The 12,306-nt window shown below is 62.7% G+C and carries 11 protein-coding genes and 2 pseudogenes; 4 read left to right on the top strand and 9 right to left on the bottom strand.

Features of this window, described 5'->3' with window-relative positions:
* Positions 1–18: 18 nt before the first annotated feature.
* The 8 genes from denD to Q1L59_RS14825 all read right to left on the bottom strand — a co-directional run bounded on the left by denD (position 19) and on the right by Q1L59_RS14825 (position 7,599).
* Positions 19–1,017 carry a D-erythronate dehydrogenase gene (denD, locus tag Q1L59_RS14860; protein ID WP_300333631.1) on the bottom strand — a complete coding sequence of 333 codons (999 nt, stop codon included), beginning with the start codon at positions 1,015–1,017 and terminating at the stop codon, positions 19–21.
* Positions 1,014–1,814 (bottom strand): 2-oxo-tetronate isomerase, encoded by an 801-nt coding sequence (gene otnI / locus Q1L59_RS14855; protein WP_300333628.1) that lies wholly within the window; start codon positions 1,812–1,814, stop codon positions 1,014–1,016. Before otnI ends, denD begins: the two co-directional genes overlap by 4 nt.
* A 10-nt stretch (positions 1,815–1,824) precedes the next feature.
* Positions 1,825–2,484: a 3-oxo-tetronate 4-phosphate decarboxylase gene (gene otnC, locus Q1L59_RS14850; RefSeq protein WP_300333626.1), complete on the bottom strand. Its 660-nt coding sequence runs from the start codon at positions 2,482–2,484 to the stop codon at positions 1,825–1,827.
* Positions 2,481–3,761, bottom strand: coding sequence for a 3-oxo-tetronate kinase (otnK, locus tag Q1L59_RS14845; RefSeq protein ID WP_300333624.1), 1,281 nt, complete (start codon positions 3,759–3,761; stop codon positions 2,481–2,483). The genes otnC and otnK overlap by 4 nt, the downstream gene beginning before the upstream one ends.
* Positions 3,762–3,782: 21 nt before the next feature.
* Positions 3,783–4,697 carry an L-threonate dehydrogenase gene (gene ltnD / locus Q1L59_RS14840; RefSeq protein ID WP_300333623.1) on the bottom strand — a complete coding sequence of 305 codons (915 nt, stop codon included), beginning with the start codon at positions 4,695–4,697 and terminating at the stop codon, positions 3,783–3,785.
* A 62-nt stretch (positions 4,698–4,759) separates the two neighbouring features.
* Positions 4,760–6,040 carry a TRAP transporter large permease gene (locus Q1L59_RS14835; RefSeq protein WP_300333620.1) on the bottom strand — a complete coding sequence of 427 codons (1,281 nt, stop codon included), beginning with the start codon at positions 6,038–6,040 and terminating at the stop codon, positions 4,760–4,762.
* A gap of 32 nt (positions 6,041–6,072) precedes the next feature.
* A complete protein-coding gene (locus Q1L59_RS14830) occupies positions 6,073–6,567 on the bottom strand; it encodes a TRAP transporter small permease (protein ID WP_300333618.1) in 495 nt (164 codons plus the stop codon).
* 54 nt (positions 6,568–6,621) lie between these two features.
* A complete protein-coding gene (locus tag Q1L59_RS14825) occupies positions 6,622–7,599 on the bottom strand; it encodes a TRAP transporter substrate-binding protein (protein ID WP_300333616.1) in 978 nt (325 codons plus the stop codon).
* A gap of 221 nt (positions 7,600–7,820) precedes the next feature.
* Between Q1L59_RS14825 and Q1L59_RS14820 the strand changes: the two are divergent.
* Both Q1L59_RS14820 and Q1L59_RS14815 read left to right on the top strand, forming a co-directional pair.
* Positions 7,821–8,510: pseudogene (locus Q1L59_RS14820) on the top strand (FadR/GntR family transcriptional regulator); the annotation flags it as partial.
* A gap of 174 nt (positions 8,511–8,684) precedes the next feature.
* Positions 8,685–9,655 (top strand): annotated as a pseudogene (locus Q1L59_RS14815) (IS3 family transposase); the annotation flags it as partial.
* Between the two features lie 300 nt (positions 9,656–9,955).
* Here the strand turns inward: Q1L59_RS14815 and Q1L59_RS14810 are convergent.
* Positions 9,956–10,870 (bottom strand): LysR family transcriptional regulator, encoded by a 915-nt coding sequence (locus tag Q1L59_RS14810; protein ID WP_300333614.1) that lies wholly within the window; start codon positions 10,868–10,870, stop codon positions 9,956–9,958.
* Positions 10,871–10,984: 114 nt separating this feature from the next.
* Between Q1L59_RS14810 and Q1L59_RS14805 the strand changes: the two genes are divergently transcribed.
* Both Q1L59_RS14805 and Q1L59_RS14800 read left to right on the top strand, forming a co-directional pair.
* Positions 10,985–11,614, top strand: a complete 630-nt coding sequence (locus Q1L59_RS14805; RefSeq protein ID WP_300333612.1) for an NADPH-dependent F420 reductase — start codon at positions 10,985–10,987, stop codon at positions 11,612–11,614.
* A gap of 69 nt (positions 11,615–11,683) precedes the next feature.
* The gene (locus Q1L59_RS14800; RefSeq protein ID WP_300333633.1) at positions 11,684–12,169 is read left to right on the top strand and encodes a DoxX family protein; all 486 of its coding nucleotides are present in this window, start codon (positions 11,684–11,686) and stop codon (positions 12,167–12,169) included.
* The last annotated feature ends 137 nt before the right edge of the window (positions 12,170–12,306 follow it).

The following is a 12,306-nucleotide window of genomic DNA, read 5'->3' as shown; positions in this document are numbered from 1 at the left end:
GCTGGGGCTGGTCGTCGGTCACTTCACAACGCCGGGAACAGAGGTTGGCAGTTCATCCTCGATGAAAGCCCGGACGATGCTGTCGAAGTTCGCGTCGCCGACGAATCCGAGGGCGTTCGCTCGCACGGTGTCCCAGGACTGCGGCCAACTGCCGACGATACGTTCAACTAGCGGATCGATCTGCCAACGGATACGCTGGGTCGTCTCCGGACCCGCGGCGCGGCCGAGCGCTGCGACCATTTCAGCGACCCGCACCGATATGCCCGGCAGATTGACGGTTCGACCAAAGGCGAAAGCGGCGGCCGGCAGTTCGTGCCCAACGATCAGCGAGGCGATCGCTTGCCGTGGCGAGAGCAGCCAGAGACGCATTTCGGGCGAGACGGGGCAGACGGCCGGCTGGCCGAGCAGCGGCTCACGGATAATGCCGCTGGCGAAACTCGAGGCCGCCTGATTCGGCTTGCCGGGACGAACGCTGATCGTCGGCAGGCGGAGGACGCGGCCATCGACATAGCCACGCCGGCTGTAATCGTTCACCAGCAGCTCGGCGATCGCCTTCTGAACGCCGTAGGACGACTGCGGACAAAGTGCCGTCGTGTCGAGTACGCGTTCGGGAAGCTGTCCGCCATAGACGGCGACTGAACTCGTCAGGATGAACTTCGGCGCTTGCTCGAACGTGCGGCAATGGTCGAGCAGCCGGCGAGAGGCGTCCAGGTTGATGCGCATGCCGAGCTCGAAATCGGCCTCGGCCTGGCCGCTGACCACTGCGGCAAGATGAAAGATCGAAGCCGTTTCGGCGTCGATCGTCTGGCGCAGAAAGCTGGCGTCGCTGATATCGCCACAGGCCAGCGAAAGACGCGAATCGGCCAGCGCCTGGGCCGGTGGCACCAGGTCGACGAGAACGATGCTACGGATTTCGCGTTCCTTTCCGCGGGCGTCGGTCAGGTGGCCGCGGGCGAGCAGATGGCGCGCCAGACGCCAACCGAGAAAGCCGGCGCCACCGGTGATGACGATTTTCATGGCCTTTCTTCGGAGTTCCGACGAATGTTTTCCGGCAACCAGCACAAACCGTCTTCGGTGCGTCCGCGCGGCCGGTACTCGCAACCGACCCAGCCGTCGTAGCCCAGCTCGTCGAGCAGGCGGAAGATGTGCGCATAATTCACTTCGCCTTCATCGGGCTCGTGGCGCTCGGGCACGCTGGCGATCTGCACGTGACCGATGCGGGCGAAGTACTGCCTGAACTTGACGCTGAGGTCTCCCTCGACGATCTGTGCGTGATAGAAGTCCATCTGGACTTTGATGTTCGGCTCGCCGACCGCTGCGCAGACGGCGTGCGCTTCCGCCTGCGTATTGAGGAAATAGCCGGGTATGTCGCGCGTATTGATCGGCTCGATGACCAGCGTACGGCCGTGCTCGGCCAATGCGCGCGCGGCGTAACGCAGGTTTTCGATGTACACCGCGCGATGGAATTCGCGCTCGGCCGCAACCGGCAGCAACCCGCACATCGCGTGCAGTGTCGGCGTACCGAGGGCAAGCGCGTAGTCGAGCGCCAACCGCACGCCAGCACGGAATTCGTCCTGACGTCCCGGCAATGAAGCTACGCCGCGTTCACCCGCTGCCCAGTCGCCCGGCGGCAGGTTGAACAAGGCGTTGACCAGCGAGTTTTCGCGCAACAGCCGCGCGACTTCGCTCGCCGGAAGTTCGTACGGAAAAAGAAATTCGACGCCCTGAAATCCGGCGCGCGCCGCCGCGGCAAACCGCTCGGCAAATGGCAATTCGTTGAACATCATCGTCAAATTGGCGGCAAACCTGGGCATGGCGGTCCTTTCAGAAGTCGAGCCTGAACGCCGACTTCAATTCTGCGATCTGTTGTGTGTTGAGTGGCTTGACCGGGGTGTTGCGCAGCAGAAGGAAGAGTTTGGCGGTTTCCTCGAGCTCTTCGATCGCGTAGACCGCTGCCTCCAGCGTGTTCCCCGAGACGACCGGGCCGTGGTTGGCGAGCAACACGGCACTGTGCTTCCCGGCGAGCCCTCGAATGGCGTCAGCGAGCGCCGGATCACCCGGCCGATGATAGGGAATCAATGGCAAGCGGCCGATTTTCATGACGAAATAGGCGGTCAGCGGGGGCAGGCAATCGTCATGGTCGAGCCCGGCGACGCAGGAGACCGCCGCCGCATGCGTGGCATGCAGGTGTACGATGGCGCCGGCAGCATGTCGCTCCTCGTACATCGCACGGTGCAGAAAGGCTTCCTTGGAAGGCGCGTCGCCAGCAAGCTGCCGTCCTTGCCAGTCGAGCTTGGCCAGGCGCGCGGGATCGAGTTCGCCCAGGCAGGCATTGGTCGGCGTGAGCAGCCAGCCATCGTCGACGCGCGCGCTGAGGTTGCCGCTGCTACCGGCCGTCAGCCCTCGTGCGAAGAGTGAGCGACCGAGGTCGACGATGCGCTCGCGCAGCCGGTTTTCGCCGGCATGGGCGGCGATGGCGCTCATGTCAGCTTGTCCCAGGCATTGAGGAAGAAGTCCACGCTACCGAAGTTGCCGGACTTGAGCGCCAGCGCCAAAGGCGGCGCCGCACCGGATGTGGCCGCGAGGGCGGTGGTCCAGGGCACGCCCGGATCGATCTGTGCGCCGATGCGTAGTCCGTCGATGCCAAGTTTCTTGACCACAGCACCCGCGGTTTCCCCGCCGGCGACGATCAACTGACCCACACCGCGTTTGACCAGACCGTCGGCAATCAGCGCCAGCGCGTCTTCAACCAGGCTGCCGGCGCGCTCGGCGCCGATCTGCTGCTGCACCGCCGCCACGGACTCGGCGTCGGCGCTGGCGTAGACCAGCAGCGGCCCGTCGGCAAGGCGATCGCCAGCCCAGATCAAGGCTGCGCCGGTGACGTCTTCGCCGCGCGCCAGCGCCAGTGGATCGACCCGGAAAGCCGGTCGCACGGCGCACATCGCGGCCACTTGCGCCTGCGTCGCCAGCGAGCAACTGCCGGCGACGACCGCGCGATAACCGTCCGTCGCCGGCAAGGCATCGGCGACCAGGTCTTCAGCCAGCAGACCGGCACGACGAAAGTTCTGCGGCAGGCCAAGGGCGACACCCGAACCGGCGGTGACCAGGGGCAAGTCGGCGCACGCAGCGCCAATCGCCAGCAGGTCGGCATCGGAGATGGCATCGACGATGGCCAGCCGGCAGCCGTCGGCGCGCAGCGCGGCGAAGCGTTCGCCAATGGCTTTCTCGCCGCGCGCGACGATCGACTGTTCGACCAGACCGACCTTGCCCTTGACCTGCTGCTGCAGAACGCGCACCAGATTGGCATCGGTCATCGGCGTCAGCGGATGGTGGCGCATGCCGGATTCCGAGAGGAGGACATCGCCGACGAAAAGGTGGCCCTTGTAGACCGTCCGTCCATTGGCCGGAAAAGCCGGGCAGGCAATCGAAAACGGCGTCTCAAGCGCGGCCATCAGGGCCTCGCTGACCGGACCGATGTTGCCCTGCGGCGTCGAGTCGAAGGTCGAACAGTACTTGAAGTAGATCTGGCGACATCCGGCGGCGCGCAACCAGCGAAGCGCGGCGAGCGCTTCGGCAACCGCCGCCTCGGGCGCAATCGTGCGCGATTTGAGCGCGATGACGACAGCGTCGGTACCCTCGGGCAGCGGTCGGCGCGGAACGCCGATCATCTGTACCGTACGCATTCCGGCGTTGACCAGCATCCCGGCGAGATCGGTCCCGCCGGTGAAATCGTCGGCGATACAGCCGAGCAAGAGGCTCATTCGATTCTCCTTTGGCCGCCTTCAGTGATTCGCTGCGCTGGGTGCGGGCAGCGTTATTCCGGGAAATCCCTTGATCACCGCAGAATCGTCCTCGGCGCCGTAGCCGGCGGCGGACGCCTGCATGAACATCTGGTGGGCGGTGGCCGACAAGGGCAAGGGAAAGATGCTCTTTTTCGCGTAGTCGAGGACGATGCCCAGATCCTTGACGAAAATGTTCACCGCCGACAACGGCGTATAGTCGCCGGCAAGAATATGCGGCACGCGGTTCTGGAACATCCACGAGCACCCGGCGCTGTTGCAGATCACCTCATAAACCTGTTCAGGGTCGGCACCGGCACGGATCGCCAGGGCCATCGCTTCGCCGGCAGCGGCGATGTGGACGCCAGCGAGAAGCTGGTTGACCATCTTCACGACGGAACCTGCACCCACTTCGTCACCCAGGCGATACACCTTGCCGGCAATCGCCTGGAGAACCGCTGCGCACTTGGCAAACGCTTCCGGACGCCCGGCCGCCATGATCGTCATCTGTCCGGCAGCCGCTTTCGCTGCTCCGCCAGAGACCGGTCCGTCGATCATCAGCAGCCCATGCCCGGCCAGTCGCCGGCCAAGCGCACGAGCGAATTCGGGTGACACCGTAGCGCTGGCAATGACCACCGACCCGGGTGCCAATTGCGCCGCGGCACCGTTTTCGCCAAAAAGAACGGACTCGGTTTGCTCGGCATTGACCACGAGGACGATCAGCGTGTCGACCGTGCGGGCGAGAGCGGCTGGCGATTCGGCACGGACGCCGCCAGCCTCGACGATCGTCTGCACGGCGGCCTCGCGCAGGTCACACGCGTGCACGGCGAAGCCCGCCCGTAACAGTGAACGGGCAACGCCCATGCCCATGGCGCCGAGGCCGATGATGCCGACCCGCGGGGTCTGAGAAATATCCATCTCGTTTGCTTTCCTTGATAATGAAGTGAAGCGGTCGCAGCCGATTGCCGCCAGCCGCAGGTTCAGCGGGCGTAGACCAGGTCGCGCAGGAACAGGGACAACTGCGGCACATAGGTGACGACCATCAGGCAACTCAGGATGACCAGCACGAAGGGCACCAGCGAGGTGATGATCTTGTCGAGCGAAGTCCTGGCGACCGTGCACGCGGCGAAGAGGTTGACGCCAAAAGGCGGCGTGATCATCCCCAGGGCAAGGTTGACGACCATGATCGTGCCGAAGTGCACTGGATCGACGCCGAATTTCATCGCCACCGGAGCCAGGATCGGCGCCAGCACGATGATCGACGCGGAGGTTTCGATGAACATGCCGATCAGGAACAGCGCGGCGTTCACGCCGAGCAGGAAGATCATGTCGCTGTCGAGATGCGCCTTGAGGAAGTCGCCGATCGCTTCGGGAACGCCGGCACGCGTGATCAGGTAGCTGAACAACCCGGCGTTGGCGATGATGAACATGATCACCGCCGACGAGATGACCGACTTTCTGAAGATCGCCTGCAGATCGGCAAATGCGATCTCGCGGTAAATTCCCATGCCGACGAGCAGTGCGTAGAAAACGGCGACGACCGAGGCTTCCGTCGGTGTGAAGACCCCGCCGTAAATACCGCCGAGGATGATCACCGGCATCATCAGCGCCAGCAGTGCCTCCTTCAAGGCACGCCCGAAAGGCAAGCGACCGAGGTGATCGTCCTTGCCGTGGCCCTTGATTTTCGACCATACCCAGACGAAAAGGATGAGTGCTGAGCCGATCAGGATGCCGGGACCGAATCCCGCGACGAACAGTTCACCAATCGACACTTCGGCCGAAACGCCGTAGAGAATCATCGGGATCGACGGCGGAATGATCACCCCCAGTTCCGCCGCGGTCGCCTGCAAAGCAGTGGCGAAAGGAACCGGATAGCCGTGTTTGACCATTGCCGGAATCAGAATGGCGCCGATGGCGAAGGTGGTGGCGACGCTGGAACCGGAAACGGCGGCAAAGATCATGCAGGTCAGCACGCAGGTGATCGCCAGGCCGCCTTGCAGGCCGCCGACGATCGACTTGGCGAAATCGACGAGCCGACGCGAGATGCCGCCGACCTCCATCAGATTGCCGGCAAGAATGAAAAATGGAATCGCCGCCAGCGGAAACTTGTCGATCGACGAGAAGATCTCCTTCGGCACCACCAACAAGGGCGCCGTGCCGAACAGGTGGATGCCGACGACACTGGAAAAGCCGATCGAGACGGCGATCGACACGCTCAGGGCAAAACAGACGATCATCGAAACAAACATTGCGGCAGACATCGGGCGCTTCCTCCTGGGGGAATCGGTCGGCTCTAGAGAGCGGTATCGAGTTCCATGTGGCGTGGATCGAGATGGTTCGCCAGAACGGCGAGAATGCTCAGCGCCGCGCCAACCGGTAACGCCAGATAGGCCCAACCGATCGACAGCGGCTCAAGTCCGGCCAGTTCCTGAAAACGTACGCGCCAGGCGACTTCGGCGCCGTACCAGACGAGCACGCCGAGGAAAACGACGCTGATTCCGGTGATGATCAGCCGCAGCGTCTTCAACCATAGCCCGCGGCTCAAGCGATACATCAGGTCGACCGAAACCAGCGCGCCTTGGCGAAAAGCGACCACCGTACCCAGCATCACCATCCAGATCAGAATCATCCGGATACTCACCTCGGTCCAGGTCGAAGGTTCGTTGAAAATGAAGCGGGTGAGCACCTGGTAAAAGCCCAGGCACGCCGCCAGCGCCAGAAGCAGGCACGCCAGCGTCCAGATCGCGCTGGTCACCCGGCGCTCGAAAGCAAGAAGGAGTTTGGTCATGGGCTTGCAGCAGGGCGGCGCAGCACCGCGTCGCCCCGTCCTTTCGCGAGGGTTTTACTTGACGTCCTGGATCTTCTTGATGCGGTCGGCGCCGAATTCCTTGGCGTACACCGCGTACGCCGGCGCGACGGCGGTCTGGAAGCGCGTAAGGTCCACTTTTTCGACGACGCTGACGCCGGCGTTCCGAATGATCGCGATGCCCTTCGCCTCGTCTTCGTTGACCCGTTTGCGGTTCGCCGCCAAGGCAAGCCTGGCCGCTTCCTGAAAGGCCTTGCGGTCAGCCTCGCTGACCTTTGCCCACACCGTCGGCGAAATCAGCAGCAACGCCGGCGAATAGACGTGCCCGTCGAGCGTCAGGTGCTTCTGCACCGTATAGAGCTTGTTGGAAAGAATCACCGGAATCGGGTTTTCCTGGCCGTCGACGGTTCCCTGTTGCAGCGAGGTGAACAACTCGTTCATCGCCATCGGCGTCGGCAAGGCGCCAAGGGTTTTGAACGCTTCCATGTGCACCTTGTTCTCCATCGTCCGGATCTTCATGCCGCGCAGATTCTCCGGGCCGGTAATCGGCTGCTTGTTGTTGGTCAGGTGGCGAAAGCCGTTTTCCAGCCAGCTCAGTGCAACCAGACCCTTGCCGGGAAACCTGGTCAGCACCTCCTGTCCGATCGGACCGTCAAGCACTTTGCGCGCATGCTCGTAGTCGCGGAAGAGGAAAGGAATGTCGAAGACACGTGTATCGGGAACGAAGTTGCCCACCGGGCCGGTCGAGGTGATCACCATGTCCTGCGAGCCCAGTTGCACGGCCTCGACCATCTCCCGCTCGCCGCCGAGCGCCGATGAAGGAAAGTTCTGCAGCTTGTAGCGCCCGTTCGTACGCTTGGCCAGTTCCTCGCCGAAGACATTAGCCGCGGTACCGTAGTGAGAATCGTTGGTGGCGGTAAAGCCGATCTTCAAAACCGTCTGCGCCAGCACACCGGCAGAGCAAGTCAGAGTCAGCGCACAGATCAGGGATGCGACAAGTCGAGGTGTTTTCATTGGCAAGTCCTTTGGTGTAGGTGGGCACGACAACCGGCAAGCAGGCAGCCCCACGCTTCGCTCTAGGTTCGGAGAAGTCTAACCTGTATGAAAGCTGTCTATTCTCAGGCTACAGCATATACTGCTTATAGTCAATAGGAGAGTCAGCGATTTTTTCTGTATACTCGTGCACCAAAGAACTCCCTGTTTCTTTCGACATCTGGACCACCAAGAGGCAGCAGATGGAAACCAGCAATCCGTTCACGCTACGTTCGACCCCACAAGCCGCCACGTTCAAGACCGGCACCCTTGCTTCGCGCGTCGCTGAAATGCTGCTCGAAAAGATTCAAGGTGATGACCTGGCTCCGGGAACGCGGCTGCCATCGGAACTGGCGATGGCCAAACACTTCGGCGTGAGCCGGACCGTTCTCCGTGAAGCGATCGCGATTCTGAAAAGCGATGGCCTGCTCGAAACCCGCAAGGGCAGCGGCGCTTTCGTCCGCGAAGCAAAGCCAGACTGGGTTACGGACAGCGATCGCCTGACCGAAGAGTCGATTCAAGCGCTGTTGAACCTGATCGAGGTTCGCCAGGGAATGGAAGCCGAGTCGGCTGCACTGGCGGCGCTGCGCCGAACACCGGGCCAACTGGCGGAAATCGAATATTCGCTACGCCGGATCGAACAATCGGTCGCTGCGGGCGCCGATGGCGTCGAAGAGGACGCCCGCTTTCACCAGGCGATTGCCGCGGCGACCGGCAACCCGTACTGGATGCGACTGATGGAGATGTTCGCCCAGCCGATCCGGGCCGCCGTCCGCGTGACCCGCGCAAACGAGGCACGGCGCGAGGATTTCTACCGTCAGGTGCAGGCGGAACACCAACGCATCGTCGACGCGATTGCCGCAGGGGATGCCAGCCTGGCGCGCGCCGCCGCGGCGGAACACATGGTGCAGGCCGCACAGCGCATTCGTGCCGCCGATCGCGAGTTCTGGCGCGGCGATGGTGGCGAGTTCGCGCGCCAGCTTGCGCAGGAAGAGTCGATCGATGCGCCGCAGGACAGCGCGCAGGCCGCCGCTCGCTTGGTGCGCTCCGGCGGGGAAACGGGCGGCCAAGCGGCCAACGCCTTCGGGAAGTCATGACGCAGCGCAAAGGCAGCGTTTGACCGCGTTCAGGTGACAGAGCCGGCCCCGTAGATTCGGACAGCAGGATAGTTGGCGCTGGAGAACGATTTCTTGGAGCATGCGCTCACCAAGGCGGGCAGGCTTCGCGCAAGACGATGATCGAGGCTACGAACGAGCTGCCCCTTTTTAGTTTCAGTGCGGCTCCTCGGGCTGGCGCGTTCGACCGCCTACGACACGTCCGCGACGTTTGCCGGAGGATCTGGCGCTGATGCGTGGCATCGACGAGTTGCCTCTCGATCACCCCATCGCCGGCCCCGCATGTTGCGCGATCTGCTGCGCACCGAGGGGTTCCAGGCCGGACGCAGGCGCATCAGCACCTTGATGGCGCGCATGGGCATCGCGGCGCTGTAGCGGAAGCCCAACACCTCTCGTCGGTAGCGCGGTGATGAAATCGATCCGTATCTGCTGCGCGACCTTGGTCGAACCACCCAATCAGTTGCGGGCGGCGGACATCACCCACATTCCGATGCGCCGCGGCTTCTTCTATCTGTTCGCCGTGATCGAGTGGTACGCAAGGCGGATGCGCGCTTGGCGGCTCTCCACACCTTGACGGCCGACTTCTGGCTGGGTGCGGTGCGCGACGCCATTCACCGCCATGGGTGCCCGGAGATCTTCAACACCGGTCAGGTTGCCAGTTCACCCGCGGCGAATTCACGGGTCTACTCAAAGCGCACGACATCCGGATCAGCATGGACGGTAAGGGGTCCTGGCCTGAAGAGGTCTTCATCGAGCGCCTGTGGATGACGGTGACGGATGAGGCGGTGGTTCGCAAGGCCTACGACAGCGTCACCGATGCAAGAGCCAACCCGGCCGCAGCATACATTCGCTTCTACAACGAGCGCCGACCACATCGCGCCCTGGACGGCAAGACGCCGGACGCCGCCCACTTCGTGGCCCTCGCGTCGGCCATCCGAGACGCGGCCCAGGGCATCAGGAAGGAACGCGGTGGATTTGTGGACGATGCGCTGGCGCGCAGCGGGCCGCTTGCCGTGGAAAAGTCCGGTGACTTTCCGACCGCGTCGCTACGCCCACACGTTCCACCGATCGCTATTCGGTTTGGATAAAATCCCAGCAGCTCAGAACCAACCGCATCACTGGTCAAGGGAACGGAAACTGCATGGCTCCACTAATCGAAGCGCATTTGCTGTCCAAACAAACAAGGCCACCTCCACCACCTCCACCGGCAATCGAAATCCTGGTCAAGCCCTGATCTCCGAGCGGTTCCACGGTTCATTCTTGAGTCTTGAGTTGAGGAAGTCGACCAGCGCGCGCACTTTCGGCAGCACGAACCGCCGCGTTGGATAGACCGCATAGATACCCATTGTAATGGCCCGGAACTCGGGGAGGACTTCCACCAGATCTCCTGCGCGGAGTTCGCGGTCGATCAGAAAGGTTGGCTGCAACTGAATGCCGGCGCCGTGCAGGCAAGCGGCAATGCAGGTGTCGCCGTTGTTCGACCATATTCGTGGCCGTACCTTGATGCTGATCGGGCCGTGGGGCCCCGCGAACTGCCACTGATCACCGGTCGCCAACAGGCTGTAACCCAGCACGTCGTGCTCGGCCAGATCCGACGGATGCTTGGGCGCGCCGCGGCGCCTCAGGTAGCCAGGTGCGGCGCACAACACCAGTCGGGTCGATGCGATTTGACGCGAGATCAGGGTGGAGTCTGGCAATCGGGCGATACGAATGGCCAAGTCAAAGCCTTCATCGATGAGATCGATGACACGGTCGGCCAGTTGCACGTCCAGACTCACCTGCGGGTGCAGGGCAAGAAATTCATGCCACAGCGGTGCCAGGTGCCGGATGCCAAAGCTGACCGGGACGCTGAGCTTGAGCAGCCCGCCGACTGTCACGCTGTGCGTCGAGATTTCGGCCTCGGAGGCTTCGATGCTCGACAGGATGTCTCGGCAGCGCGCAAGAAAGACTCCGCCTTCAGGCGTCAGCGACAGCTTGCGGGTGGTGCGGTGCATGAGCCGTACGCCCAGGCGTTGTTCCAGTTCTGCGACATGGCGCGAAACGGCGGCCTTGGACATGCCGAGGCTGTCCGCCGCAGCAACGAAGCTGGACGCCTCCACGACAGCGGCGAAGACGCGCATTTCCTGGTATTTGTCCATTGTTCCGGAATATTAAACAGTTTGTCTATGAGATGGCGATTTATCTTTGCAATCGACTTGAATACAGTTCGGCCCATGCCCGCACCGCGGGTCTAACCACTGAAAGGAAAGATTATGCAAGTTCTCGTCATCGGTACCGGCAATATGGGCGCTGGCTTCGTCAAACAGCTCGCCGCTGCGGGTCACCAAGTTGCCGTCGCTGGCCGCGACCGGGCCAAGGCCCATGCGCTGGCGCGGCAGCATGGTGCCAACGCTGTCGCGCTGGAAGGATCTGCCCAAGAACGGGACGTCGTCTTCCTGGCGACGCCTTACGAGGAGGCGGTCGCCGCCCTGCGCAGCGTGGGTGACCTGTCGGGCAAGATCGTCATCGACATCAGCAACCCGCTCACGCCCGACTACATGGGCTTGACTCTGGGGCACAGCACGTCGGCGGGTGAAGAGATTGCCCGCGCTGTGCCCGAAGCGGAGGTCGTCAAAGGCTTCAACACGGTGTTTGCCCAGGTGTTGGCCGAAGGGGCCGATTTTGGCGCCGGTCAGAAGGTCACGGTATTCCTGGCCAGTGACAGCGATCGGGCCAAGCAGACAGCGAAGTCACTGGCCGAATCCATGGGGTTTGCTACGCTGGACGCGGGTGGCCTGAGGAACGCCCGTTATCTGGAGCCGCTGGCGGGGTTGAACATCTTTCTGGGCTACGGCGCAGGCCTCGGCACCGGGATCGCCCCCACGTGGATTCACCAGCGTTGAGCGCCTGCGCTCAAACATTTCCATGACAACGACTTCGAACCGATCGTGAATCTCAACCCAGGAAAGACTATGTCGACTTCTTCGAACACCCTCGTTTTCAACGCATCCTCCGCTAGCACTTTCTCGCAGCGCTTGCTGGCCACCGATAACAGCGTCGCACCACTGGTTTTGCGCATTGCAGCCGGCGTCATCTTCGCTGCGCACGGCGCGCAAAAGCTGTTCGGTCTGTTCGGGGGCTACGGCCTGGAAGGGACTGGCCAATGGATGGAGAGTATCGGCCTTGCACCAGGTTACCTGATGGCCTTGCTGGCCGGTAGCGCCGAGTTCTTCGGCGGCCTGGCATTGCTTCTCGGCCTTCTGGTGCGGCCTTCAGCGCTGGTCCTCGCGGTCACCATGGCGGTCGCCATCGCCACTGTGCATCTGGAAAAAGGCCTCTTCATGGCCAACGACGGCTATGAGTTCGGCTTGGCATTGCTCGCGATCAGCGTCGCATTGGTGCTCTCGGGCGGCGGCCGCCTATCCTTGGATCGAGCAATGGGTCCGCAAGCCGAGTAAGTCGAGAAACGCAAACTGCAGATTTCCGGATCTCGAAGGAAACCCGGATGGCACGTTAGACCAGCGCAAAGGTCATTCTGGCTCCGGTTTCCGGATGTGGGAATTCCTGCTGGGTGAGTTCGTCGAGGAGGGCGGCG

Origin of the sequence: Accumulibacter sp., assembly GCF_029255125.1 — a bacterium.
Lineage (GTDB): Bacteria > Pseudomonadota > Gammaproteobacteria > Burkholderiales > Rhodocyclaceae > Accumulibacter.
This window is presented reverse-complemented; position numbering and strand designations above follow the sequence as displayed.